We start from the raw sequence: 25928 nt of genomic DNA on the forward strand, positions 1-25928 counted from the left end.
GCAAACATGCGATGAGAGTGATCGCGTGTGAGGGTTCTGGCCCAACGCATATTTCCCGAGAATTAAACGATACAACTGACAAACAAGGTTTCAAAAATGACAGCCGATCTTCGAGATGCCGCACTTAACAGCAACGTCTGGGCCTTTCAGGAAGCCAGCAAGCTGGTCAAGCGGTATAAACAGAAGGCGCCTGAAAAGGGCTATGTCCTTTTTGAAACCGGTTATGGTCCGTCGGGTCTGCCACACATTGGTACCTTTGGCGAAGTGGCGCGTACGACCTATGTCCGTCGTGCGTTTGAAACCATGTGCGATATCCCGACCAAGCTGTTCTGCTTCTCCGATGACATGGATGGCCTGCGCAAGGTCCCGGACAACATTCCGAACAAGGACATGGTCGCCGAACATCTTGGCAAGGCGCTGACCAGCGTTCCCGATCCGTTTGGCACGCATGAAAGCTTTGCGCATCACAACAATGCCAAGCTGCGCGAATTCCTGGACGGTTTCGGGTTTGAGTATGAATTCAAATCATCGACCGATTGCTACAAGTCGGGCATGTTTGACGCTGCACTCTTGCGATTGCTCGAGCGCTATGACGCGATCCAGAAAATCATGCTGCCGACCCTTGGTGAAGAACGCCGCGCGACCTATAGCCCGTTCATGCCGGTTGAGCCGGGCACCAACAAGGTTCTGATGGCCAAGGTGACCGAGCTTAAGCCGGAAAGCGGCAGCATCGTTTATGAACATCCGGAAACCGGTGATCTTGTTGAAACGCTCGTCACGGGTGGCGCTTGCAAACTGCAGTGGAAGCCGGACTGGGCGATGCGCTGGTATGCGCTGGGCGTTGATTATGAAATGGCCGGCAAGGACCTTATTCCGTCGGTCGAACTTGGCAACAAGATCGTCAAGGCACTTGGCGGCACCCCGCCGGAAGGCTTCAACTACGAGCTGTTCCTTGATGAGAACGCCCAGAAGATTTCCAAATCCAAGGGCAATGGTCTTTCGATGGAAGACTGGCTGAAATATGCGCCGGAAGACAGCCTGTCGCTGTTCATGTTCCAGAAGCCGAAAACCGCAAAGCGTCTGTATTTCGATGTCATCCCGAAAACCGTGGATGAATATCTGACCTTTGCCGAAAAGCTTAAAACCGAAACCGATCCGACCAAAATCCTGCAGAACCCGGCTTGGCACATTCATGCCGGGACCGCACCGGATCGTGACATTCCGTTGTCGTTCGGGATTTTGCTGAACCTGGTTTCGGTGTGTAACACCGATGATCGTGACCTGCTGTGGAAGTTCATTTCGCGCTATGCCACGGGTGCAACGCCGGAAACAGCGCCGTATCTTGATAAGCTGGTCGGCTATGCCATCAACTATTACCGCGACTTCGTCAAACCGACGAAGAAATACCGTGCCCCGACCGAGGCAGAGCAGGCCGCGCTTAAAGACCTGCGCGATGCGCTGTCGAAAGTTGCCCCGGGCACCGAGCCGGCCGACATCCAGACCGAAGTTTTCACTGTGGGCAAAAACCACAATTACGAAAACCTGCGCGACTGGTTCAAGGCGCTGTATGAAGTGCTGCTGGGTCAGGAACAGGGGCCGCGCATGGGCTCCTTCATAGCACTCTACGGTCTTGATGAAAGCGTTGTGCTGATCGATCGTGCGCTGGCGGGTGAAGACCTTTCGGTGTAGGCACGTGATCAGATAAAAGTTAGCAAACGGCTCGCCAATTGGCGGGCCGTTTTGCGTTTTGGGTCATATCATTCAATAATTCGCCAACCAGATCGGTTATGGCGGGGCTTTGCGTCACCAGCAGGGAATTGAATGAGATGGGCTTTTGGCAGAAATCAATGATTGCGGTCGCGTGTTCCAAACCGCTGCGCGCGGTGGGCGAGGCGGTGGGTCGCAAGACAGGACTGGCGGCACAGTTCGTCAGTGCCAATGATGGTGCGGGGCATGTTGCACGGGCCAAGGTGCTGTCAGAAAACGGGATCGGGATTTCCAGTTTTTATCTTGGCGAGTATGTCACGGATATCGCGCAGGTGCGTGAAACCGTCGATCAGTTGTGTGCAGTGATGCCAAGCCTGCATCAGGCGGGGCTTGATGTGCATGTTTCGATTGATCCATCCCAGCTGGGCTATATGCAGGATGCAGCGGTGCTGGCCAAACATGTTGATGAGATCGCCGGTCAGATCCGCGATATCGCCACAAAGGCCGCCTCATCGCAAACCGTCCGGCTGATGATCGATATGGAAGATTTCGACATGGTCGATGATACGCTGGCGCTGCATCATCGGTTAAGCGACGCCGGTGTTCCGGTTGCCCAAACCCTGCAAGCCCGCCTGCATCGGACAAAGGCCGACATGACGGACATGATCGAACGCGGTGCGATGGTGCGACTGGTCAAGGGGGCGATGGCCCCGCCGGCAAGTGTCGCCTTCACAGAGCGGCCTGAAATTGATGCCAATTACCTCATGCTTGCCGGGATGATGTTATCGGACACGGCAAAGCAAAGCGGGTTTTTCCCGGTGTTTGGCAGTCATCATCGTGAACTGGTGCTTAAGATCGCCAAGCTTGCCGATCAAAACGGCTGGGCGCGTGATCGGTTCGAGTTCGAGATGCTTTATGGCGTCAATCAGCCGTTGCAACGCGAACTGGTTGCGCAGGGGTATCGTCTGCGGCTGTATGCGCCGTTTGGCAAGGATTGGTGGGCCTATGCCTGGCGCAGGGTGGGGGAAACCCGCGCAACCTGTCGCTTTTGCTGAAGTCGGGATTGAATCGCTAGGATGAACGAAAAAGGCCAGCAATTTGTGCTGGCCTTGTTGTATCAGATCAGCTTGGCGGCAGGTAACGCCGCAGCGGATGGTTTTCAAACGGGGCCAGAAGCACGTGGCGTGCGCGTTGCCAGCCAACACCAAACGCCATTACCAATCCGCCGACAATGAAGCAGACCAGAACGATGGTCATGGACGGATCAATCGCCGCCCCCTCGAACCCGGATTGCAGCAGATAGCCAACATAGATCAGGCCGCTGATGATCGGGGATCTGCGATCCAGGATGAGGGACAGCAACATGGCAATGATGATCACCGGGATCATGGCAAGCGGGGCGGCCTCAAAGGTCGCGGCGATCGAATGAATGGTCAGCGGCGCGCCAAAGACATAGAGCCAGAACGCACATTCCGCCCAGCCATTGACCCGGTTGGGATCGCGGCTGTCGATAAAGATCGCAAGGGCGAGCAACAAGATACCCGTGGCGGTGATCAGATAGGGGATATAGGGCTCTGCCGCCGGGCCGAAGGTCGCCAAAAGCGCTGTCCAAAAGACACCGACGATGCCCGCAGCAATCAGCGCGAAGGACACTGGCAGGCGATAGCGCAGGAAAAAGCCCAGCTGGAAGGCAAAGCCGATCACCGCAACAAAGACCAGTACATTCATCGAGCGCTGGCCGAAATCAATGACCGTATCAAGATCCGATAACTGCCCCGCCGGTCCGGCAAAGGACATGTAAATCGCAATCGCATAGATCATCAATGTCGCACCAAGGGCGGCCATGATGGCGATCGAGGGTAGGGATGCCTTGAGCTTGCCTGCGATATATTCCGCCATTGCAACATAGGCGATCATGGCAAGCGGCGGGGCGATCCAGAAGGCCGGACCGTTGGCAAGCAGCCCCCACAGCACAAACCAGCCGATGGTGAGTGCCGCGATGCCCAGCGCAATGAAGATGTCATTCATGCCACGAAACAGGGTGAATTTTTCTGTTTCGGGTGAGCCCTGGCTTTGCTCGGTCAAGTAGCCTTCCAGTCGTGCAAAGGCCTCTTCGCTCAGCACGCCGGCCGATACCGCATTTCGGATATCGGCAAGGGTGAATTGATTGTTTTTCACGGTGGCTCCGTTTTTGGTCTTGTGCCGTTGTGGCGCGTGTCCGATCTGCTTAGTGATACACGCCAAATGACGGGCTTTCAAACGCCGCGATAGGCATAATCGGGAAATAAGACCGTGAAAAGGCGATTGACAGGATGCTGCAATGAGTATTAAGTGAGTTAACTTACTTAATTGATGGTGATGGCCATGGCCGAAAAGCTCAAACCCGAAGAAAAGCGGCAAAAGCTTGCCCGTGCGGCAATGAATGTGATCTGGCGCGATGGTTACCATGCCGCCACCATTCAATCGGTTGCGAACGAGGCCGGGCTGCCTGCCGGTGGGGTGTTTTACCGTTTTCCCAAAAAGCATGATCTGGCGCAGGCCGCCCTTGAAACCATGCAGGGCGAGTTCATCCCGCTTTTGGACAGCATCAAGTCCAAGGGGGCAGTCGCGGATCGGTTATCGGTATTCTTTGATTATCTTGATGCCATGACGCCGCGCCGTGTCAGCCATGGCTGCCCGCTTGCGCGTTTGATGCTTGATATGCCTGGCGATGCGGATTTTGAACCGGCGCGCAAAATCGGCCAGGGGGTGTTTGATGCCCTGATCGACTGGGTGGCAGATCAGCTTCGCGACGGCGGGCTGGATTTGGACCGGGCCAAGATGGAAGGCCGCCGGATTGTGCTGCGCTGGCAAGGGGCAATTGTGCTGGCCCATTCGATGAATGACCGCGCCATCCTTGATGACGAGATCAATGACCTGCGCCAGACGGCAGATGGGTTGATCAGCGGGAACTAAGCCGCCCCTTCCCGCATCGGCCACCTGTTTCCCTACATCATGAAAGTGCCACCATGCCCCGCGCGCTGACCAAAACCCTTGGGCGTGATCCCAAGGCTGCTTTGATTTTCAATTTTGCCCGGCTTGGCATTCGCGACAAGTTCTATGCCCTGCGACAATCGATCGGCGTGGGTCGCCCCGATCGGGCTGTGCTCGATCATCTGGGCGTGCCCGATAGCGCCATGGCGCAAAAGGTGACGGCCTGGGCGGCCTCGCTTCAGCCGGAATTTGTGCAGTATCACGGGCTGCGCAGCTTTGCCTTTGGTGTGGCGCTGGCCGATTATCACGATGTGCGGTTCGATCGGGAAATGCTTTATATCGCAAGCATCCTGCATGACATTTCACTGGCATCCCCTGCCTGTGACGGGCCCGGTTCGTTTGAGGTCGAGGCCGCCGGATGCGCCCATCATTGGCTGGGTGAACAGGGCTATGATCCCGAAAAGGCTGATATCATCCACGAAGCCATGGCCCTGCATTCGGCCGTCTGCCACACCGGCCCGCGCGACCCGGAAGGGTTGCTTTTGCATCTTGGTGCCGGGGTCGATGTGGTTGGCATGCAGGTGATGAATATTCACCGCGATGTTCGTGCGCAAATCCTGCGTGATTATCCCCGTACCGGCTTTGTCCGCTATTTCGGGAAACTGGTGGCCGATCAGGCCAATCGTAAACCGCAATGCCATATTGCCGGATTGGTCGGGGTCGGGTTTGCCAAGGCGTTGGCAAGCAACCCGCTGGAACGTGCCTGATCACAAACCTGATCCCACCGTTTTTGCAGCTTTTGGTTGTCTTGCCATGATCAGTTCATTTTCTGATGATGAAATCAATGCCATGAAACGTCATACTATTATCAAAGCCGCAGCCCAAAGGACTGCGCCAAACGATAAAGGACACGGGCAATGATCGGACTGAGAACAGTAAAATTTGCACTGGTCGGGGCGATGGCACTGGCATTGTCGGCCTGTGCCAGTGGGCCGCGCGTCTATACCGATGCCGATCCGGCGGCCGATTTCGCGCAGTTCCGCACATTCGCCTTTGTTGAAAGTGCCGGCAAGGATGCCGAGGCCGAATACAAAACCCTGTCTGGCCAGCGGATCGAAGATGCGATCAATCTGGCGATGGTGTCACGCGGCTATCAGCTTGATATCCATAACCCGGATATTCTGATCAACTTCCATCTCAAGACCCAGGAAAAGACCCGCTCGTCCCCGCCGGTTTATATGGGTGGCTATTACGGGTATCGCAGCGGGATGTATGTTGGCTGGCCGGGTTATGTCGAGCCGGGCTATGTCGATACCTATACCGAGGGGACGCTGAATATCGATCTGGTCGACCGGCGCACTCGTCAGATGGTCTGGGAAGGCACGGCTGTTGCCCGTGTGACCAGTGCGGTGCGCGAAGCGCCAAATGAAACGGTCCGGAATGCAGTGGCATCGATCTTTGCCAAATATCCCTATCGTGCCGGCAGCAACGTGATGGTGCCATTGCCTGAATAAGGGCACTCAGAGCATAAAAAAACGGGCCGGAATTCCGGCCCGTTTTCATGTGCGGTGATGTTTGATGATCCGCGCGATCAGTCTGCGCTGGCGTCAACAAAGCGCATATAAAGGTCCTGGGCGCGGCGTGTGATCGGGCCGGGCTGCAGGTTGCGGTCATCAAGTTTGACGCACGGGGCGACCTTGTAATAGTTGCCGGTGCCAAAGATTTCGTCAGCCGCTTCGAGTTCTTCGTATTTGCAGGTCTTTTCCACGACATCGACGCCGTCTTCGCGCAGCAGTTTGATCACGCGCTGACGGGTCAGGCCGTTTAAGAACGTGCCATTGATCGCCGGGGTATAGACCGTGCCGTCCTTGGCAAAGAACAGGTTGGCATAGGAGAACTCGGCCACATTGCCAATCGGGTCGAGCATCACGCCGGTATCAAAGCCCGATGCGGTTGCCTCTGTCACGGCACGACCGACATTGGGATAGAGGCAGGATGCCTTTGCCTCGGTCGGGGCGCTTTCCGGCGACGGGCGGCGGAAGGTTGATTTGCGCGCGCTAAAGCCGGTCTGAACGGCTTCGGGCATTTCAGTCACGGAAATGCACAGAACAAACTGCGCGCTTTCGGGCGTCGGAGCGATGAAGCCTTCGCCGCCAAAGACGATCGGCTTGATATACAGGGCCAGTTCCGGGTCGAATTTCTGAACACCTTCCTTGACCAGGGCGACGATTTCATCAACCGTAATGGCCGGTTTCATGCCCATCAGTTCGGCCGAGCGGATCACACGGGCACAGTGCGGATACAGATCCGGCATTTTGCCATTCATGCGGCGCGCACCGTCAAAGACGGTCGAGGCCATCCAGACACCATGGGTTTGCGGGCCCATAATGTTGGGATTGCCTTCGTGCCATTGACCCTGATGCCAGGTCCAGGTGGTGACGGTGCTATCAGTGGCGGCGTGACCCATTTTTATGCTCCTGATTTTATGCCTGTGGGGCGGCTTTTAAAACGGCGCATAGCATAGGGTTTTTGCCCAAGGATGGTCAAAGAAAACATCTCTCTTGGTGATGCCTTTGAAATGTCATGAAAGCTTGCAAGCAGTTATGCGATAGGTTTTTCTGTAGAAGATTGATTTCGAGACGTTTTCTGCCACCATGGCGGGATGCTGACCGTCACATTGAAAGGAACACACGATGGGTGATGACATCAAACTTGATCTCGACGCACGGTTTGAACATGCCCGTGATGTGATCCGCCATGCCGGAAAGCGGGCAATGGAATATTTCGATGGCACGGCTGGCGATCTTGAGGTCGAGGCCAAGGACAACCCGCTCGATATGGTCAGCATCGCCGACAAAAACGTCGAGGCGATCATTCGTGACCAGATCGGGGATAGCTTCCCCGAGGACGGTTTCCTCGGCGAGGAAATGGGCATTGAAAAAGGCGATAATGAGTGCCTGTGGGTGATTGACCCGATTGATGGCACGGCCTGCTTTGTCAATCAGATGCCAAGCTGGTGCATTTCCATTGCCCTTGTCGTCAAAGGCAAGATCGAACTCGCGCTGATTTATCAGCCATGCGGCAAGGAATTGTTCACCGCAAAGCGCGGCGAGGGCGCGTTTGTCAATGGTGAGCCGATCAAGGCCAGCGATGCCAAAACCGTTGGCGATGGCGTGATGGGGCTTGGCATGTCACATCGCACCAGAAGTGACGCGATCACGCCCTTTATCACAGCACTTCTGGACAGCGAGGGCATCTTTATGCGCAACGGGTCGGGCGCGCTTTCGATGGCCTATGCGGCCGCCGGGCGGTTGATCGGCTATTACGAGCCGCACATCAATCCGTGGGATTGCCTGGCCGGTATCCTTCTGATGCAGGAATCCGGTGGGTGGGCAAATGATTATCTTGCTGTGCCCAATGCGCTGGAAGACGGCGCGCCGATCCTGACCGCGGGCCCGAATGTGGCAGAAGAGCTGCGCAAGATGACGGGCGTTTCCCACTAAGTTACGGCGGTGCTTGGGGCCGGGTCTTAGGGGCAGGACCTATTAATTTGGTTTGATTGGTTAAACAGATTTGTGCGGATACGCGGAGTAAAACTGCAGGAAGATATTTATCTTTCAAAGTTTTACGACAAAGTAGCCCGTGCAAATCCGATTAATCCGGAGGACAGACGTTATATTTGCAAACTCCAGCGTCAAATCCCTTGTCCGGGATGCCGACCCGACCGGCGGGCTTTTCCTTGGATTTCGCAAATATAACGTCTGCCATTCAAATCAAATTAATAGGTCCTGACCCTAGGTTTCTGGCGTATCGTTCTCGGCCTTGCGGTTTTCCAGCTTGCGATGGGTCAGACGCGCCAGTTCCGAGCTGATCATGTCGATATCAAGCGGCTTGGTGCAATAGGCGTCAAAGCCGGTTTCGTGGAATGTTTCAAGATTGTCGTTTGAAATATCGGCGGTCAGGGCCAGGACCGGAATGGTTGCCTTGATCGGATCTTCGAAATTGCGGATATGCCGGGTGGCTTCGATACCATCGAGAACCGGCATGTGCAAATCCATCAGAACTGCATCGAAATCGGTACCGGCGAGGATATCGAGCGCAATCTGGCCATCTGCGGCGGTGGTGATGGTGTGGCCCTGCGCTTCAAGCAGTTTCTGGGCAAGGATGCGGTTGATTTCGATATCCTCGACCAGAAGCAGGTTCCAGCTGCCCGGATCGGAGGGTTTGGTTGTTTCTGCGGGGGCGCTATCGGCGGCCTGTGCCTGACCGTCATGTTCGGCCAATGCGGCTTCGCTGCTGCGCGGCAGGGTCAGGTCGAACCAGAACAGACTGCCGCTGCCTTCCTGACTTTCGACCTTGATCGTGCCGCCCATGGCCTGAACCATGCGCTGACAGATCGTCAGGCCAAGACCGGTGCCGCCATACCGGCGCGTGGTGGTGGTGTCGACTTGGGTAAAGGCCTCAAAGATCGATTCAAGCTTGTTGCGCGGAATGCCGATCCCTTCATCCTGTACGGAAATGCGGAACGAAACCGTGTCTTCGCCAAGTTCAAGCGGGACTGCCGACACCTGTACCTTGCCGTATTTGGTGAACTTGATGGCGTTCGAGACAAGGTTGGTCAGCACCTGTTTAAGGCGTACCGGATCGCCAATGACATGGTGGGGCAAAGCCGGGTCGATCGTCAGTTCAAGTGTGTTTTCCTGCGCGCGCGCCGGGACGACCATCATCGAGACCACTTCTTCGCACAGTTGGTGCAAATCAACCGGGGCTTCTTCGAGGACGAGTTTGCCAGCCTCGATCTTGGAGATATCAAGAATATCACCTATCAGCGACAGAACATGGCGCCCGGCCCCGCGAATGGTCGACAGGTAATTGCGCAATGTCTCGGTCGAGGCGTTCTTGTCCAGACTGTCGGCGGCAAGTTGCGCATAGCCCAGAATGGATGTCATCGGGGAGCGGAATTCGTGGCTCATATGGGCGATGAATTCAGATTTGGCGCGGTCAGCCTGCTGGGCCTGGTTCATTGCGCTTTCGGCAGCCGTTCGAGCATCTTCAAGTTCGCTTGTGCGCGTCGCCACCAGATCGACAATGTGCTTCTCGGTGCGGTTGAGCGAAAGCAGATAGATCAGAAGCAGGACACTGATCGTGCTGCCAAAGACGAAAATCGCCCATGGTTGCCAGTACACCAGGGAATTGAAGCCTTCCACGCGCTGATGCAAGACAATCGTCCAGTCGCGATACCCGAAGGTGAAGTTGGAAATATTCGGATTGAACGGGATCGCAAGTTCTTCGGCGATATGATCAACCGCGTATTGTGCGTCGCGGGTGGAATATAAAAGCCCCGTCTTGCCCGGTGTTTTGGCGTCCGCCAGATGCAGTTCGTAATCAAGGGGAATACGCGCAACCCGGGCCGCACGCATGATCATGTCGGTAATGCGCAAAACGCCAATCGCGATGCCAAGCGGCGGTCCCCCGGGATCACGCCGGTTTTCAACGGCGAGAAACGCCAACGAGGAGACAAGCGATGCGTTTGATTGAATGGAATTAAGCGGTTCGGTCAGGGTGACACTGTTGGTCTTAAGGGCGGTTTCCAGGGCGCGTTTGCGCGATGGTTCGCTAGCAAGGTCAAAGCCGACCCGCTTTTCATTTCCCGAGCGCGGAAAGATATAAAAAATCGGGAAGTAACTGTCGCGCTGTGCTGCGCGTTGGAGGCTGCCATCGGCCATTTCGCGGATCGCGAAATTGCTGACGCCGCGCAGTTCTGCTGTTTCCTCAATCAGGGGGCGCGCACGTTTTTCAACAAAGGGCGCCCATTCCAGGGCGGCAACACCGGGCCTGCGATTGACCCAAGGGGCAAGCATCGCATCAAAGGTGCTGGACGACACACTGCCGTGAACGTCAAACAATGTCCGCACGGCAACCAATGCGTCGGTTGCACGGCCCAGTTCTTCGCGCAGGGACGCCTCGAACGACAGTCGGTATTGTTCGGTCGCGAGGCGGTCGGAGTCTTGGAGCTGGTTATAGGTATACCAGGACGCAACGCCCGATACACCGAACCCGACAACGGCGATAAAAACAGCAAGGGCGTGTCTTAGACGATGCGTATCGCGCGAAACGCGCCCGTCTTCGGCGTGTTTAGCAATACGGCCGAATTTTTCGGCCCCGAAGCCCAGAAAAAGCGTAATCAGCGACACAACAAACACATAGCTGTGAATGTCGCGGACACCGGCAGTGCTATTGAGCTGTATGAAACTTCCGCTTCCGGTCGCGGAAAAGACAACGATGGTGACTGTGATCAGGGCATTGACCAGTGTCGCGCCCAGCATGCCAAAACGCGCAGCCGACCAGATCAGAAATGGCAAAGACGCAAAGATAAACAGGTATTCCGGGCGCGAGGTAATGGCCGATGAATTGATCGTGAAGCTGACGGTGATGGCGGAGATGGCAATAAAGGCAAGTTCAAGATAATAGCCGACGGCCCTGCTCTTCCAATCATGTTTGCACGCTTGAAGGATCAGCGGGACTGTAACCAGAACGCCGACCATGCCCGATAGGGCCCAGCTTAGCCAAAGCTCGGTGAAATCAGTTGCTTCGGGCAGGCCGTTGATCGCGGCCATTGTTGTGCCCAAAAACGCAGAGAAGCCGGGCAAGGACACAACGCCGATCACCAGAAAACAGAGCAATCCCCGGGAACTTGAAAGCAGATCATAGCGGAAAGAACGGCGCAAAATGATTGTGGAAATGGTGATCGAAAAAGCCGATGTGACACCGATCAGAAGCGCAGCCAATACAGGAATGCCCGCCGAAATTGTCGTCAGGATCGAGCCCAGAAACAAAGCCGGAAAATACTGCCATCCCCAAAGTATCAGCAGCCCAAGCCCGATCCCCGGGGGGAGCCAGACCATCGATTGGCTGGTGCCGTGATATTGGAGCTGAAGCCCGACAAACCCGGTTATGAAATAGGCTGCTAAAATCACCAGGAAACGGCGTATATGATAACGTTCTAGCTGCAAGCAGGTCTCCCGAACCGTCGTCACGTTGTCGTATAACTGTCTTATATAATAGTTACTAATTCCGTATAGGAATATTGCGCCAAGGTTTCGATATGTTTTCAGTTTGGTGCGAGTTTTCGTGTTTTTTGGTGTCGTTGTTCACAGCAGGAAGTGTTTTGAGCCAAGACCCGATGCCGATAACCGCCAGCGGTTATTGGCTGCACCATAAAATACGGGCAACCCAGTCAATCTGATCAGCAGGAACAAAGCGGTCTTCGAATTCCGGATTGAAGGATTTCAGCTCCACACCCAGCGCGCCGCGTCTTACCAGTTCCTTGGCCATGACTTCGCCATCAATGGTTTTAACCACGACGCGGTCCTTGGGGCGGATGTTCGATGCCGGGCTGACAATGATCAGATCCCCATCGCGAAACACCGGCGCCATCGACTCCCCCGAAATGCGCAGACCATAGGCAGTCGGGTCGTGCAGGGCGGGAAAAGTGATGTCTTCCCAGGATCCCCCGACCGGATATCCGGCATCATCGAAAAAGCCGCGATTGCCAGCCTGGGCAAAGCCGATGACGGGAATGCGTCCGGCGCCATTGCCATCGACCAGTTCAGAAAATTCACGGAAACTGACATCGGTGACGGAAAGCACCTTGGAAATGCTTTCGGTCGAGGGCCAGCGTGCCTTGCCCTGGGCCGTGGTGCGCTTGGACCGGTTGAATGTGGTGGGGTCCAGTTGCGCCAACCGTGCCAGTCCCGACGGTGTCAAACCGTGGTCTTTGGCAATCTGGTCAAGGGCGGCCCAAATTTGTTGATGTCGGATCATGGCGCATCCTAGCAGGACGCAAGACGATTACGAAAGAAGGAATTAATTCCTTGATCGCTGTATCAGGATTTGGTGGTAACAGGCAGGGCAGCGATATTGTCAAACAGGGGCGGTTTGCCCATCTGCCCGCCCTTTAAAAGCATCGGCATGCCATCAAGCTTGGGATGCGTTGAATGGGCGCAAATGATCGGCGCACCGGCATCAAAGTCCGCGGCAAAGGACAGGCTGTCGATGCCCAATTTCTGAACCGCAAGGCTTGAGGTATCGCCACCGGCAATCAGTAGAAAGCCAAGGGCGATTTCGGTGCTGATATGGCTGATGAAGTCGGCACTGGCGCTTGCCAGATCGTGGCTTGCGATATCAGGGTCGCGCTCATCAGAAAGCGCGACCATAAGGTTCTTGTTTGAGGCAAGGATTGATACGCATTCATCGCGTAACTTCTCGCTAGTTTTGGGGTCAAGAAGATCGGTCGGGCGGACAGTCCGTTTTTCATAGGCCTTGGCTTGCCCCACCTGATCGGCGGTCAACGAGGATCGGCTGCCGGCAAAGGCAAAAACCGGGCCTTCGCGCCGGCCTGGTTTGGGTTTGGGATCATTGGCCGTCTCAAAGGACGGGAACATCGCCTGTGCGACGCTGCTGGCCCCGACACAGAGAACCGGCATGTCTGCGGTAATTTCGCGCAGTGCTTCGCCAATGGTCAGAAGATCGGTTTCCTCGGCCACGTCAAACAGTGTTTCGGTTTCGCCGTCGGCAATGCGACGGCGGATTTCATTGACCAGGGCCGCGCGCCCCTTACGGATGATGGTGAAATCGATCAGGCCGACATTGCCCCAGCCCTGCTTGGCAAGGTGGCGGCACAGGTCAGCCTCATCCATCGGTGTTACCGGGTGCTGGGCCATGACCGGGTGGCGATCAATGCGATAAATTCTGCCATCACCCGCCCCGGCAAACAGGTTGCCCAGCAGGCAAAAACGCCTAAGGGATGGTTGCCCGCCAATGACGGCTTTCCACGGCGCGCCAACCGCCTTGGCATAGCGATCGGTAATGGCGGCGATATTGCCGGTGGTGGGCGAACTGTCAAAGGTCGAGCAGACCTTGAAATGATACAGGTTGCAGTCGGGCGATTTGATGTGTTCGGCCAGCGGAGAAATGGTTACAACGCCGTCTTCGACCCCCAAAGCGCGAAGGGACGTTGCAACCCCAAAGGCGTCGAGACTTTGGGACCCGTGACCAGTGTCATTTTCTGTGGCCTCGGATTGCGGGGCGTTCAGATACAGCCGTGCAGACAGCCCGGAACGGGCCACTGTCGCAAGGGTATCGGATGCCCCGGTGAAATCATCGGCACAGAAAATGAATTTGGTCATCGTCAGCCTCGCGCCCCGTAAAATGACAGCGCCTCGGCCAGGGCTTTGTTGTCCTTGGCATGTTTTTCAAGGCTGATGCCGGCTTCGCAGGCTTCCCATGCCTGACGCAGGCTGGTGATGCCAGCTGCGGGCCCGGACGGATGGGCAAGGATGCCGCCGCCGGCAAGGAACATGAAATCAGCCGATCCGACGGCCTCATGGGTGGCCGGAACCGTGCCCGCCCACTGACCCGACGAGAAGACCGGCAGAACGCGGTCTTCATCGCCATTGCCCTCAGCCAGCGGTTTGGCACACAGCTCGGCGGAGGCGGCGACTTCGCTGTCCTCGTCACAGAATTTGCCGCCCATGCCATGCACATGCATGTGATCCATCCCGGTCAGACGATAAAGCGTCTGATAAGCCGGGAAGCTCATCCCGATCAGCGGATGACGTGACAGCGCACCAAATCCGTTGCGATGCCCATGCAGGACAAGGTCTGTTGATTTGCGCAAGGTCTGAAGGGCGGAAAGACCGGCCCAGTTCATGCTGACCATGGCGCACGATCCGCCTTCCTTTTCGATCAGATCGGCATGGCGGCGCATGGCATCGGTTTCATCGGTGATGTTAAAGGCAATCATCACATCGCGACCGGTCTTGTCGCGATAACGGCGCACCCGGTCCATGACGGCGGGAATGCGTTCTGCCAATGGCGCAGATTCCGGGTTGGCGCAAATTTCGTCATCCTTGATGAAATCGACACCCGCCTCGCACAACTGATCGACCAGATCGGCGATCTCGTGGCTGCGTAAGCCCACGTTCGGTTTGATGATGGTGCCAAAGAACGGGCGGCCATGGACATTCATGCGATCGCGTGTGCCCTTGGTGCCGGCCACCGGATAATCATAAAGATCGCGATAGGCCTTTGGCACAGTGACATCAATCAGCTTAAGGCCGGTGATCTCGCCCAGATCATAAAGATTGCCCGAAACCGTGGAGGCCAGTGTCGCCAGATTGCGCCCGATATTGCCCGTCGGGAAGCCGATGCGGATTTCAGCCCGGCGATAGGGGCCCTTAACCCCGCGCGCTTCGAGATAGGCACTCGTAAGGCTTGGGTGGCTGGCCGGGGGCAGTTCGCGAATGCCCAGAATGCGGGCCGCACAACGTTCGCGCAGCTCGTCGGTTTCCCCGGCAACGCGGACAAACGTGCCGCTGCTTTGTTCACCGGCCATGATGCCAGCGATCTTTTCCGGGTCCATCGGCGTTTCGATCAGGTAACGGGCTTCGATCAGGTCCATGGCTCAGATTTCCGAAAGCGACGGGAATGGACGGATCGGATCACGGCCATCCCAGTCGATAGACGCTTCATAGATGGATTTGAACAGGCGGCCTTTCGGACCGACAACTTCGGAAAGCTCGATCACGGTGCCCGGATGGTCTTCCTTGTCGAAATAGACAAAGCGCCCATTGTCACCGACCTTGCCGCTCATCTTGACGTTAAAGCCCTTGCTTTCCATCAGCGCCAGGTCGTCATCGAACTTTTCGGTCCAATAGGCGACATGTTGCAGGCCGGTATTACCGGCTTGCTGGAAGTCGCGATACATCGACGGCGCATCGTTGCGCGTCTGGATCAGTTCGACCTGGACATAGCCGGAATTGGCAAGGGCCACGGAGTTATGGACCTCATAGGATTGGCCGTCATAGCGGTAATCCTCGATCGGAACTTTCGGGTTGTAGTACCAGGGGCCGACACCCATCGTTTCCGACCAATATTCCATGCCGGCCTCGATATCGGGCACGACGTAACCCAGCTGGCGAATTTCACCAAGAAATCTGCTCATAGTTCCTCACTTAATCCAGAATGTTGGGCAACCAGACAGAGATTGCCGGTATGCAGGTCACTGCGAGCAGCGACAAAAACAGCGGTAACAGGAAGGGAAGCGCACCACGGATCACCCGGTGCAGCGGCATCTTGGCGATGATGCTGACCATATAAAGGCTCATGCCAACCGGCGGTGTCAGAAGACCGATCATCAGGTTAAGCACAAAGACAATGCCAAGCTGCAGCGGATCAACACCAGCCGCCGTCATCGCGGGCGTAATGATCGGTGCAATGATCAGGATGGCGGCGATAGATTCCAGGAACATGCCCACCACCAGCAACAGCACATTGACGATCAGAAGCAGCACCAGCGGTTCGCTTGAAAGCCCCAGCAAGAACTCACTTGCCGTTGCGGGCAGGCGATCCATGGTCAGGACCCAGGCAAACAGGGCCGCGGTCGCGACGATAAACAGCACATTCCCCGTGGCATCGACACTGTCGCGCGCCGCCGTCAGGACGCGTTTGACATCAAGCTGGCGATAGACAAATTTGCCGATAAAAAGGGCATAGGCGACCGTGACACCGGCCACTTCCGTCGGGCCGAAATAGCCCGATACCAGACCGCCAATCAGAATGACCGGGGCAGCAAGGGCTGGCAGGGAAATCAAGAATTTGCGGGCAAAGGCGGCGATGTTGAATTTCACTTCGTCGCGCGGCAGCTTATAGATGCGTGCCATGACGCCGACCTGCAGCATCAAAAGGGCCGTGATCAGAACCGCTGGCACAATACCGGCAATCAGAAGTTTGACTGCGGACACATTGGCGACAGAGGCGAAAATAATGATCGGAATGCTGGGCGGAAAGATTGGACCAATGGTGGCAGCCGCCATGGTAATGCCCGATGCAAATTCGGCCGAATAGCCCTGCTTGCGCATCATCTTGATCTGAACCGCCCCAAGGGCGCCGATATCAGCAAGGGCCGCCCCCGACACGCCCGAAAAGATCAGGCTGACCAGAACGCTGACCTGTGCGGTGCCACCCCGGATCCAGCCGACCATCATGCGGACAAGCTCGAACAGATGGTTGGTGACACCCGACAGGCTCAAAAGGTTGGCGGCAAAAATAAACAGCGGCACCGCCAAAAGCGGGGTGGAATCCAGCGCATTGACCGTGCGCTGGGCCAGAACCGTCATCGGCAGGTTAAACAGGATCATGACAATCGCCGATGACAGGCCAAGACAGACCGCAATCGGCAGGCGGATGATCATCAAACTCAGAAACAGGATAAGGAGGGTCGCGCTCATCATTTGCGGGAATCCTCCGGGCGCTGGCTTTGTGCCATTTCTTGTTCAATTGCGTCGGCAATCGCATTGCCGCCGTCATCAGAGTCATATTCCGTGGCGGTCTCGGTGCGCGAAATCAGGCGATAAAGCGCAACGGCCAGCAACAATACGATGGCGATCACCACCGGCGCATAGACCGCATAATTGGGCATGGAAAGCGAAGGCGTGGTGAATTTGCCCGCACGCATCAAAAATTTATAAAGACCAAACAGGAAGATCGCGGAAAAGACGGTAATCAGCGCGTAATTGGCAAAACGCAGGATCGCTTTGCCCCGCGTGCCCAGCGCACTGAACAGCAAATCAATCGCGATGTGGCGGTTATGAAGCATAAGTGCCGGGACCGCGAAAAACACCAGCGCGATATTGGCAATGCGCGACAGCTCATCCGCCCAGGGCAGGCCAAGATCAAAGAAATTGCGCAAGATCACCTGACCAACCACCAGGACTGACATCAAAGCCAGCATCACCATGGAAAAGGCGGTCAGAACCCGGCATATCCGGTCAAGCCCCTTATATATCGGGGAGTTCCTGTACGGCATCACGATACCTGAAAACAAAGGCTTGGAAAAAACGGGCGGCATCCCTGAACGTGTCGTTCCCTGATGCCGCCCGAAAACGATTGATCCTGCTTATTTTACAGCAGAGATCTGCTCGTAATATTTGCCATATTTGTCGTCGAAGCGCTCATGCACGAGCTTTTCAACGCCTGCGCGGAAGGCCGCAACATCAAGGCCGTCATCCGGGCCAATGATGGTCATGCCGGCTTCTTTGAGCTTGGCAAGATCGCCTGCCTCTTTATCAAGGATCGTCTGGGACGCTTTCATGCGCACCGTTTCGGCCGCCTTGGTGATGCCGTCCTTGATGTCATCAGGGAAGCTCTGCCACAGGTCTTCGTTGATCACGACGATTTCGGCGGCTGAAATATGGCCGGTCAGCATCATGTGCGACTGAACGTCATAAAGTTTGTGGTCGACGGCGACGTTGACCGGGTTTTCCTGGCCCTGAACGATGCCGGTGGCGAGCGCCGTTGGCACTTCCGACCAGTCAACCGGAACCGGGGCGGCACCAAGGCCTTCGACCGCGGTCAGGTAAACCGGGGACGGGATGGCGCGGATTTTAACGCCGGAAAGATCAGCCGGGGTTTTGACCGCCATGTTTGCGGTCAGCTGACGGGTGCCGAAATAAAACGCATAGAGCACGCGCATGCCGGTATTTTCAATCAGGCCCTGATTGAGTTCGGCCATGACGGGCGAGTCGATATCAACCACATTCATCAGGTGATCATAGTCGCGATACAGATACGGGGTATCAAGCACGCCGAAATCTTCATAAAGCGAGCTCAGCGCACCGGCCGTGTTGTGCGACAGGGCAATGGACCCCATGGAAACGCCTTCGGCGAGTTCCTGAATCTTGCCAAGCTGGGAAGACGGATAGACGTCGATCTTGACCGCACCATCGGTGTTTTTGGCGATTTCCTCGGCCAGCCAGTCGGCCTGCATGCCGACAACAGAAGTCGGCGAATTCATGTGACCGTAGCTCAGTTCATATTCCTGTGCACTAGCGGCATGCGCCACAACAGAAAGCGATGCAGCAGCGACGAGTGTGCTCGCCAGATGGCGAAACTTGCTCTGGATGACCATTGGTTTCCTCCCGTGATGGTCTGTGTGTTTTATTCTATATCGGGCGTTGGTTGTTGTTCTTTTCCCTTGAATGATCCCAGAGTACGTGAAACATATTGCCTCATCAAACATCATAAAATGATGTTTTTTGATGTTTTTGAGGGTGCGATGCCAAAGACGAGCGGACCAATCATCAAGGATATTGCCGACCTTTCCGGGGTGTCTCCGGCAACGGTCGACCGGGTGCTCAACAAACGCCCCGGTGTGCGTGAACGCACGGCAAAACGCGTGCTTCAGGCCGCAAGCGAACTTGGCTATCTGCCCGAAACCGATACCCATGAAGTCTTCCGGCCCAAACCGATGCGCGTGGTGTTTTTGCTGCCATCGGGCACCAACCCGTATCTCAAATTGCTGGGTGATCGCATCAAAACCGCGGCGGAGGCGACAACGGGCTATAACATCCGCGCCCGCGTCTACTTCATCGACAGTTTCAATCCGCAACTGCTCTCAGAAGCGCTCCGTCAACACGGCGAAAAGGCCGATGGCATTGCCTTTATGGCGATTGATCATCCTCTCGTGCGTGAAACCGTGGCCGATCTTCAGGATGCCGGCAAACACATCATTACCGTGGTGTCGGACATTTCCGGTGTGCCGCATGCGGCCTATGTCGGGCTGGATAACCGCGCAGTTGGGCGGACAGCTGGCTATTTGCTCGGCCGGTTCATGGGGCCTGCTCGCGGTCGGGTGGCGATGATTGCCGCAAGCCGCACCTATCGCGCCCATGAAGAACGCGAAATGGGATTCCTGTCGCTGATGGCGGAAGATTTTCCTGGTATCCGCGTGGTGGCAGCCCGAGAAGGCCATGATGATCGCAGTGAAAACTATCTGCACACCAAATCGCTTCTCGAAGAATATCCCGATCTGGTCGGGATTTATAACGTTGGCGGTTCGTCAGACGGGGTGGCGCGTGCGCTGCGTGAAAGTGGCCGGGGACGTGACATCATCTTTATCGGCCATGGCCTGACCCCGGATACGCGCCGCTTTTTGCTTGAAGACATCATGGATGTCGTCATCACCCAAAGCCCGGGTGTGATTGTGCAAAACGTGCTGCGGATTTTTGAAAACCTCCGCAATGGGCAGGATGCCGACGACGACGTTGCCAAGCTCACCATGCAAGTCGTGGTGAAGGAGAACCTGCCATAAGCAATTGTCGGTTAAGTCCGACTGCAAAATGATCTTGAGTTACGGTCGCTTGGCGGCTGCAGGTAGCTTCGAGAATAGGAAAATAATCCCCCATTGTCTCTGTGGCTATCAAATAACATCGACGAAATAGAGCAATTTCAACTGCTAAAGTCGCGTTTGGATGTTCCGATTCGAAATCAGAAAACTTTCTCGAATTGCGTTAAATTTAATGAGGAAAAAACCTTCGTTGCTGAGCGCAAGTGGGTTAAAATGCAAGGGCTGCCCCGGATTTGGCGATCGGAGGGCAGCCCTAAACGCAATTGCAATGTCATTACAGAAAGGTATCGGAATGACAGCACATAAGATTCTAACTGGGGCCTCGGGCCAATACTACAAGTTTTTTTTGTTTGCTCCTGACACCCAATGGGTGAACAAACCGGCAATCTACGTTCTGGCGGATAAGAATTTACGTCCATTATACGTAGGAGAAACGGGTGACTTATCATCCAGGCAACCAGGTATAAGGCATCCAAGGTGGAAGGATGCGGCTTGGCACGGAGCTTGTGCTGTGTTGGTAAAGCTCGCCAGTTACAGCGAGATCGCGAGACGTAACGAAGAGCGTGATTTGGTGCAGGCGTATGGCCCAGTATGTAACTCTCAATACAGGCCAACTTCACCACTTACTCGACCCTTCTCTGGTCTCTAAATATCTTTGAAGCAGTCGGCACCTTCAACGCGATTTGAGGGTGCCGAACTCACCTTGAAAGTCTTGGCAGAGAAAACCCGCCATAAGGCGGGGCGCAAAGGCCATAAAATCAAACTGTTATCGGATCTGGATCGCCGCGCGGGACCATGCAGGCAGGATCGCCTCATCTTTTGAGTAGGAAATTAATCCTTTACAATGAGAACAAAAAGGGATTATAGCTTGCATATCAACACCGGAATTGCATCTGGAAGTAAGTCGGGCCGGATTAAGGTTGGCTGACAAGGCGGCGGTCAAAGCTGCTGATAGGCGCGGGCGGAAAACGCCCTTGGGGACATCACAAACCATTCATCGCACCGGCGTGCATTGCAAAATGCGCGGGCGGGATTGCTGTATCCATTTTCTGGATTTGGCGCGGTGATGGCGCGCTAAAGGTGCGGTTGCAGGCCCGGTGGATTGAGCTGGCATTACCTAGCAGGAGGGCGACGTGACCGAACAACGACTTTTTCCCAAACCACTCTCTGCGCGCGACATCACCCCTTTTTCCAGTGCCCGGCAGGCATGGTTCTGGTTCGTGCGCTGTCAGACGGCCCGGATCGAAGGTGCGCGCGTGGTGGCCGACGCGGGCGAGGTGGTCCGACCGTGTGACCCCGATGATGTTTATAACGCGGTGATGCGCCTTAAAAAGGGCGGTATTCTAGGCGATCGGCATTTGCAGGTTCTGGAATATTTCGGCCTCGTCGAACGTGAGCCCGATCCCCGCGATCCGCGCGAAAAGGGCAAGGGAGATTTGTGGCGTCACGCCATGGAGGCCCTTGAAAACGTGCTGGTCACACGCGGCATCGTCAAACGCGGGCGTGATGAAAGCTTTCATCATGATGATGTTGCCGTGGAACTGGGTGGGGATTTGTCGCCATGCGGGATGTAACAAACCTGATCAAAGCCGCCCCGATTGCCGGGGAAACGCGGCAAAATGTCGCCGATCCGTGGATGGATCATTGGACCAACCAGTCCTCGACCGGGCGTGAGGTTTCAGTACTTGTGGTGTTTGCCGATGCGCCGGAAAAGCGCCTGCTGCGGGTTCTCAAACCGGGGTTTCGCCATTGCTTTGTACTGGTATCCGGGGTGCGGGCGGGGGAATGGATCTGCCTTGATCCGCAAAGCCATCGGGTGCGCTGTGAAAGCTGGTGTTACTCGCCGATCTTTGATCCGGCAGCCTATTATCGCGGGCTTGGCTATCACTGTATCTGGGCATCCTATCCGGCCACCATCACCCGCAAGGTGCGGTTTGGCCCGATGAGCTGTGTCGAGCTGGTCAAGCGATTGCTGGGCATTTCGGCTTTCTGGATCATTACCCCCTGGCAGCTTTATCGCCATCTGCAACAGGGGATCGAGCGTGATCAAATCGGGGATGTGTTTTTTTCTGAAAAATGTTCTTGATTTGTTCTATTTAATGTGGCATAAGAGACAAATCAACGCCACAGATGCGCCCGCAGGGTTTTACCCCTTGCGGGCGTTTTTGCGTTTGGGGTGGGCGTGGTTCAGGCCACAACATCCTCGCGGTCAAGATAGTCGCGCAAGGCGTCGGTCACGACATTATTAAGCTTCACCCCGCGCCGTGTTGCCAAAAGGATGGCGCGCCGGTGTAGCTCATGACCGGGACGGATATTGAAACTGCCTTTAAGTGGCGTGTCAGGGACGCGGCCTTCTTCTGTGCAAAGTTCAAGATAATCGTCAACCGCTTCGTGAAAGGCTGCTTTCAGGCTTTTGGCATCCGTACCCTCATAGGTCACAAGATCGCGGATGAATTCCAGTTTGCCATGAAACACTTCGTCCGCCTCGCTGAAATCGACCGACCCGAGGTATCCTTTGTATTCTAGCATCTTGCTCATATCAGTTTCTCTTCGATCAGCGTTTCAAGCACATAATCAATCACATAGGATTTCACGATGTTACCAGGATGGGGTTTATGAAGGGCAATGGTCGGTGCGCTGTCGTGTACGAACTTGCGTCGCGAGCCGCCGCTTTTTCCAGTCTTAATCTCGCGATATCCAAGCGAGGTCAAAAGCCGGACAAGCTCATCCCAGCTAAAATCCTTGGGCCTGCTTTTGAAGCGGGCAATCAGTTTGTCGACCCGTCCCATTTTCGCTCTGGCCCTCTGATGCTGGGTTCAGTATAGGCGCAGCGCTGGGAATTGCAACTGTTTTTAGTTGCTATGTGCGGATACGGGAACTCCGAACCGCAAGCTCAAAAACACATTGATCTTCACAAACCGGAGGCCCCGATGGGAAGTCTGTTTTCCACGCCGAAACCGGCACGTGTTGCGCCGCCGGTTTCAACGCCCGCGGCCACCAAACCCGATGACGAAACCAGTGCCGAAGATGCTGCACGCACGGCCCGGACCGAGGCACTTGAACGTCGCCGTTATGGCCGCGCCAGCCTGATTAGCACCAGTCATCGGGGGCTGTTGAGTGATCGCATCGCCAGGGCGGGCGGCGGCAAGAACCTGTTGGGGGAATAGGCATGGCGAAATCGCAAAAGGCGGTACCTGCGGACAAGGCAACCGATGGTGCAGACATCACCCAGCTTCGCGCCCGTTTTCAAAAGGCGATGGAACGCCGGCGCAATTGGCTCTCGCATTGGCAGGATTGCTATGAATTTGCCCTGCCACAGCGCAATGCGGCGGCAAGTCATCAGACAAACGGGGGCAAGCGCCTGGACCGGGTGTTTGACGCGACCGCGTCTGATGCAGTCGAACAGCTTGCTGCCAGCCTGATGGCCGAAATCACCCCGCCGGGTGGTGGCTGGTTTGAGTTGGAGCCGGGCGGCAATGTCGCCAATGCGGATCGGCAAGTTTTGACCGAGCAACTTGGTCGGGCCGTTCGGATTTTGCAGGGGCATTTTGATCGCTCCAACTTTGCGGTCGAAATGCATCAGGCGTTTTTGGATCTGGTGACGGCCGGGACTGCGTGCTTGCGCCTGGAGAAGGCCGATTTGCACAGCCCGTCTGCCTTGCGTTTTACCGCCGTGCCGTTACGCGATCTGGCGTTTGAAGAACGATCGGATGGGAAGATGGATGCGGTGTTTCGCAAACTGGCCCTGACCCGTGACGAAATCACCGCGACCTGGCCCGGTGCCAAAGCGATGGCGACCGATGATACGGGGGAGACGGACGCGCCCAAACGCATCACCGTAATCGAGGCCGTGCTTCCGGCAACCGATGGCAAGAGCGGTTATGAGCTGTGTGTCTTTCGCGAAGACGGCGATGCCAGTACAAATGATCTGATCTATCGCGACCGCTTTGATGTGTCGCCCTATATCGCCTTTCGCTGGATGAAGGCGCCGGGCGAGATTTATGGCAGATCACCGGTGATGAAGGCGCTGCCCGATATCAAGACCGCCAACAAGGTGGTCGAACTGGTTCTGAAAAACGCGTCGATTGCTGTCACGGGGATTTGGCAGGCCGATGACGATGGCGTGCTGAACCCTGCGACCATCCGGCTTGTGCCGGGCAGCATCATTCCGAAGGCGGTGGGATCGGCCGGGCTCAAGCCGCTTGAGGCGCCCGGTCGGTTTGATGTGTCGGATTTGGTGCTCTCAGACCTGCGCGATCGCATTCGGCGGTGCTTGCTGGCTGATCGGTTGGGCCAGACCGATCAACCGGGCATGACCGCGACTGAGGTGCTTGAACGTGCGTCCGAAAACGCACGGCTTCTTGGCGCAACCTATGGCCGGTTGCAGGCGGAATTGCTGTACCCGCTGATCCGGCGTGCACTTTATATCCTGACCCAAACGGGCGAGCTTCCCGACATCCCGTTGGACGGCGATGTTGTCGTGCTGCGTCATGCGGCCCCCTTGGCGCAGTTGCCCAAACGGGTGCAGGCGGGGCAGGCGCTTGATTGGCTCTCACGCATCGCCGCCCTTGGCCCCGAAGCATTGGCAGAGGTCGATCTGCCCGTGATGGTCCGCTGGCTTGCCGATCAGTTCGGCGTGCCCGACCATCTGTTGCGGCCAAGCCTGCCGCCTGAAGTCGCGGAGGTGGTGTGATGGTTGAGAACGGATGGGAATGGTTTGACGCTGAAAATGAGGCCTTGAGCGAGGACGGCATCGATCGCTGGCAGGCCTGCTTTGACAGTGACGCCGGGGTGCAGGTTTTGGCCGATCTTGAGCGCCATTTCCTGCACACCGCGCTTGGCCCGGAGGCCAGCGATGCAGCGATCTGGATGCGCGAAGGGCAGCGTGCGTTGGTGCTTCAGATCAAGCGGCTGGCGGCTGGCCCGAATACAGAGTGAGCGTGCGGCGCGAGGTTCCCGCCTGCGTGTTGTGTCCCGAGAGATTGGCAAGTGCCTCAAGAGGTGCCTTGTACCCAAGGGATCGCAATCTTGTTCTGTTATAATTGTCGATGAAGGTTTTTATAAAGTCGTTGCGCTCGGCGTGAGTTTCGAAACGATTTCGTCCTGCATTTTTTCCGTTTGCAGGAGCGTTTGAGAGGGCTTCGCCGAGGCGACGGTTGAAGCGCTCGACTTTGCCATTTGTTTGTGGTCGATAGGGCCGCGTCAGCTTGTGCTTGATGCCGTGTGCGGCACAGACTTTGTCGAAAGCATGCTGCCCGGTTCCTTTGGTGCGGGTTGTCCAGTAGGCACCACCAAACCTGTCGGTGAATTCCGAACCGTTATCGGTCAATACGGTGTGAACAGGATAGCTAAAGGCTTCCAGAAAATGCTCGAAGCAGACAGCAATGGTTTCAGCATTTCGTTTCTGAACGATCTCTACATGAACAAAACTTGTCACCCTCTCGATGGCAACAAAAACGTAGGCTGTTTTTCCGCCGATCCGGGTGAGATGCTTGAGGTCGACATGAACATAGCCGAATGCCACAGGCTCGAAAATCTGAGAAGCCTGTTTAGGGACAGCAGGCTTGCCAGAGATACCATGGCGCTTAAGGCAGCGATGCAGAGACGAACGTGAGATATCGGCCCGCACACAGCGACGCATGACCTCCAGAATATCGTCGATGGAGAGGCCTATCAGGGACCGTAATTCAACAGCGATTTCTTCCTCGCAGGCGGTGAAGTGTGTCTGGATGCGCTTTGGCCGATGCGAGAGGTCATGAACATCGGCACGTCCTTTCCATCGCCGGACGGTGGTCTCGCTTACGCCAAGTTCCAGGGCCAGCTCAGCAATGGAAGCACTGCTTGCTTGAATATAGGCTCGTGTCCGCGGTGTTGTGGTGGCATTAGCATGCAGCTTTAAGTCCATGATACAGCCCGCTCCTTGAGATAAGTCATACCTCTCACTACGCCATCACCATACAACCAATCATCCGAAATAAAACACCTGCGCGGGAATGACGTTCGTTCCATGAGATGTTTTTCGCACCGTCATCCCCGCGCAGGCGGGGAACCCGAGCCACAT

General features: G+C 56.0%; 25 protein-coding genes. 12 read left to right on the forward strand and 13 right to left on the reverse strand.

Features of this window, described 5'->3' with window-relative positions; all coding sequences use genetic code 11:
• Positions 1 to 96: 96 nt before the first annotated feature.
• Both ACXAF0_RS07350 and ACXAF0_RS07355 read left to right on the forward strand, forming a co-directional pair.
• Positions 97 to 1689: a lysine--tRNA ligase gene (locus tag ACXAF0_RS07350; protein ID WP_475345236.1), complete on the forward strand. Its 1593-nt coding sequence runs from the start codon at positions 97 to 99 to the stop codon at positions 1687 to 1689.
• A 137-nt stretch (positions 1690 to 1826) separates the two neighbouring features.
• Positions 1827 to 2762, forward strand: coding sequence for a proline dehydrogenase family protein (locus ACXAF0_RS07355; protein ID WP_475345237.1), 936 nt, complete (start codon positions 1827 to 1829; stop codon positions 2760 to 2762).
• A 67-nt stretch (positions 2763 to 2829) separates the two neighbouring features.
• Here the strand turns inward: ACXAF0_RS07355 and ACXAF0_RS07360 are convergent, their stop codons facing one another.
• Positions 2830 to 3885: a hypothetical protein gene (locus ACXAF0_RS07360; RefSeq protein WP_475345238.1), complete on the reverse strand. Its 1056-nt coding sequence runs from the start codon at positions 3883 to 3885 to the stop codon at positions 2830 to 2832.
• Positions 3886 to 4071: 186 nt separating this feature from the next.
• On the opposite strand from ACXAF0_RS07360, the gene ACXAF0_RS07365 reads away from it, so the two are divergent.
• The 3 genes from ACXAF0_RS07365 to ACXAF0_RS07375 all read left to right on the forward strand — a co-directional run bounded on the left by ACXAF0_RS07365 (position 4072) and on the right by ACXAF0_RS07375 (position 6194).
• The gene (locus ACXAF0_RS07365) at positions 4072 to 4662 is read left to right on the forward strand and encodes a TetR/AcrR family transcriptional regulator (protein ID WP_475345239.1); all 591 of its coding nucleotides are present in this window, start codon (positions 4072 to 4074) and stop codon (positions 4660 to 4662) included.
• A gap of 53 nt (positions 4663 to 4715) precedes the next feature.
• Positions 4716 to 5447: an HD domain-containing protein gene (locus tag ACXAF0_RS07370; RefSeq protein WP_475345240.1), complete on the forward strand. Its 732-nt coding sequence runs from the start codon at positions 4716 to 4718 to the stop codon at positions 5445 to 5447.
• Positions 5448 to 5597: 150 nt separating this feature from the next.
• A complete protein-coding gene (locus tag ACXAF0_RS07375) occupies positions 5598 to 6194 on the forward strand; it encodes a DUF4136 domain-containing protein (RefSeq protein ID WP_475345241.1) in 597 nt (198 codons plus the stop codon).
• A 77-nt stretch (positions 6195 to 6271) separates the two neighbouring features.
• Here the strand turns inward: ACXAF0_RS07375 and ACXAF0_RS07380 are convergent, their stop codons facing one another.
• The gene (locus tag ACXAF0_RS07380) at positions 6272 to 7147 is read right to left on the reverse strand and encodes a branched-chain amino acid aminotransferase (RefSeq protein WP_475345242.1); all 876 of its coding nucleotides are present in this window, start codon (positions 7145 to 7147) and stop codon (positions 6272 to 6274) included.
• A 226-nt stretch (positions 7148 to 7373) separates the two neighbouring features.
• Between ACXAF0_RS07380 and ACXAF0_RS07385 the strand changes: the two genes are divergently transcribed.
• A complete protein-coding gene (locus ACXAF0_RS07385) occupies positions 7374 to 8183 on the forward strand; it encodes an inositol monophosphatase family protein (RefSeq protein ID WP_475345243.1) in 810 nt (269 codons plus the stop codon).
• A 291-nt stretch (positions 8184 to 8474) separates the two neighbouring features.
• On the opposite strand, the gene ACXAF0_RS07390 is transcribed toward ACXAF0_RS07385, so the two are convergent.
• The 8 genes from ACXAF0_RS07390 to ACXAF0_RS07425 all read right to left on the reverse strand — a co-directional run bounded on the left by ACXAF0_RS07390 (position 8475) and on the right by ACXAF0_RS07425 (position 18649).
• A complete protein-coding gene (locus ACXAF0_RS07390; RefSeq protein WP_475345244.1) occupies positions 8475 to 11693 on the reverse strand; it encodes an ATP-binding protein in 3219 nt (1072 codons plus the stop codon).
• A gap of 190 nt (positions 11694 to 11883) precedes the next feature.
• Positions 11884 to 12504 (reverse strand): LexA family transcriptional regulator, encoded by a 621-nt coding sequence (locus ACXAF0_RS07395; RefSeq protein ID WP_475345245.1) that lies wholly within the window; start codon positions 12502 to 12504, stop codon positions 11884 to 11886.
• 62 nt (positions 12505 to 12566) lie between these two features.
• A complete protein-coding gene (locus tag ACXAF0_RS07400) occupies positions 12567 to 13868 on the reverse strand; it encodes a four-carbon acid sugar kinase family protein (RefSeq protein ID WP_475345246.1) in 1302 nt (433 codons plus the stop codon).
• A gap of 2 nt (positions 13869 to 13870) precedes the next feature.
• The gene (locus ACXAF0_RS07405; RefSeq protein ID WP_475345247.1) at positions 13871 to 15142 is read right to left on the reverse strand and encodes a ribulose-bisphosphate carboxylase large subunit family protein; all 1272 of its coding nucleotides are present in this window, start codon (positions 15140 to 15142) and stop codon (positions 13871 to 13873) included.
• Between the two features lie 3 nt (positions 15143 to 15145).
• Entirely contained in the window at positions 15146 to 15685 is a 540-nt protein-coding gene (locus tag ACXAF0_RS07410; RefSeq protein ID WP_475345248.1) for a VOC family protein, read from the reverse strand.
• A gap of 10 nt (positions 15686 to 15695) precedes the next feature.
• Positions 15696 to 16973 (reverse strand): TRAP transporter large permease, encoded by a 1278-nt coding sequence (locus tag ACXAF0_RS07415; RefSeq protein ID WP_475345249.1) that lies wholly within the window; start codon positions 16971 to 16973, stop codon positions 15696 to 15698.
• The gene (locus ACXAF0_RS07420; protein WP_475345250.1) at positions 16970 to 17548 is read right to left on the reverse strand and encodes a TRAP transporter small permease; all 579 of its coding nucleotides are present in this window, start codon (positions 17546 to 17548) and stop codon (positions 16970 to 16972) included. Before ACXAF0_RS07420 ends, ACXAF0_RS07415 begins: the two co-directional genes overlap by 4 nt.
• 90 nt (positions 17549 to 17638) lie before the next feature.
• A complete protein-coding gene (locus ACXAF0_RS07425; RefSeq protein WP_475345251.1) occupies positions 17639 to 18649 on the reverse strand; it encodes a TRAP transporter substrate-binding protein in 1011 nt (336 codons plus the stop codon).
• A gap of 147 nt (positions 18650 to 18796) precedes the next feature.
• Here ACXAF0_RS07425 and ACXAF0_RS07430 point away from each other — a divergent pair, with 147 nt between their 5' ends.
• The 3 genes from ACXAF0_RS07430 (at position 18797) to ACXAF0_RS07440 (ending at position 21953) form a co-directional block, all read left to right on the forward strand.
• Positions 18797 to 19831 carry a LacI family DNA-binding transcriptional regulator gene (locus tag ACXAF0_RS07430; RefSeq protein ID WP_475345252.1) on the forward strand — a complete coding sequence of 345 codons (1035 nt, stop codon included), beginning with the start codon at positions 18797 to 18799 and terminating at the stop codon, positions 19829 to 19831.
• 1169 nt (positions 19832 to 21000) lie between these two features.
• Positions 21001 to 21441, forward strand: a complete 441-nt coding sequence (locus ACXAF0_RS07435) for a hypothetical protein (RefSeq protein WP_475345253.1) — start codon at positions 21001 to 21003, stop codon at positions 21439 to 21441.
• Positions 21429 to 21953: a hypothetical protein gene (locus ACXAF0_RS07440; RefSeq protein ID WP_475345254.1), complete on the forward strand. Its 525-nt coding sequence runs from the start codon at positions 21429 to 21431 to the stop codon at positions 21951 to 21953. The genes ACXAF0_RS07435 and ACXAF0_RS07440 overlap by 13 nt, the downstream gene beginning before the upstream one ends.
• Before the next feature lie 101 nt (positions 21954 to 22054).
• Here ACXAF0_RS07440 and ACXAF0_RS07445 read toward each other — a convergent pair whose 3' ends face one another.
• Positions 22055 to 22405: a type II toxin-antitoxin system HicB family antitoxin gene (locus ACXAF0_RS07445; RefSeq protein ID WP_475345255.1), complete on the reverse strand. Its 351-nt coding sequence runs from the start codon at positions 22403 to 22405 to the stop codon at positions 22055 to 22057.
• Positions 22402 to 22656 carry a type II toxin-antitoxin system HicA family toxin gene (locus ACXAF0_RS07450; protein ID WP_475345256.1) on the reverse strand — a complete coding sequence of 85 codons (255 nt, stop codon included), beginning with the start codon at positions 22654 to 22656 and terminating at the stop codon, positions 22402 to 22404. The genes ACXAF0_RS07445 and ACXAF0_RS07450 overlap by 4 nt, the downstream gene beginning before the upstream one ends.
• Before the next feature lie 141 nt (positions 22657 to 22797).
• On the opposite strand from ACXAF0_RS07450, the gene ACXAF0_RS07455 reads away from it, so the two are divergent.
• The 3 genes from ACXAF0_RS07455 to ACXAF0_RS07465 are packed head-to-tail and all read left to right on the forward strand — an operon-like array spanning position 22798 to position 24805.
• Entirely contained in the window at positions 22798 to 23034 is a 237-nt protein-coding gene (locus ACXAF0_RS07455) for a hypothetical protein (protein WP_475345257.1), read from the forward strand.
• A gap of 2 nt (positions 23035 to 23036) precedes the next feature.
• Positions 23037 to 24560: a portal protein gene (locus tag ACXAF0_RS07460; protein WP_475345258.1), complete on the forward strand. Its 1524-nt coding sequence runs from the start codon at positions 23037 to 23039 to the stop codon at positions 24558 to 24560.
• Complete coding sequence (locus ACXAF0_RS07465) at positions 24560 to 24805, forward strand: Bbp19 family protein (protein WP_475345259.1); 246 nt, start codon at positions 24560 to 24562, stop codon at positions 24803 to 24805. The genes ACXAF0_RS07460 and ACXAF0_RS07465 overlap by 1 nt, the downstream gene beginning before the upstream one ends.
• On the opposite strand, the gene ACXAF0_RS07470 is transcribed toward ACXAF0_RS07465, so the two are convergent.
• Positions 24771 to 25772, reverse strand: coding sequence for a DDE-type integrase/transposase/recombinase (locus ACXAF0_RS07470; RefSeq protein ID WP_475345260.1), 1002 nt, complete (start codon positions 25770 to 25772; stop codon positions 24771 to 24773). The genes ACXAF0_RS07465 and ACXAF0_RS07470 overlap by 35 nt on opposite strands.
• Between the last annotated feature and the right edge of the window lie 156 nt (positions 25773 to 25928).

The sequence above is a fragment of the Thalassospira sp. ABD4_177 genome (assembly GCF_056160125.1).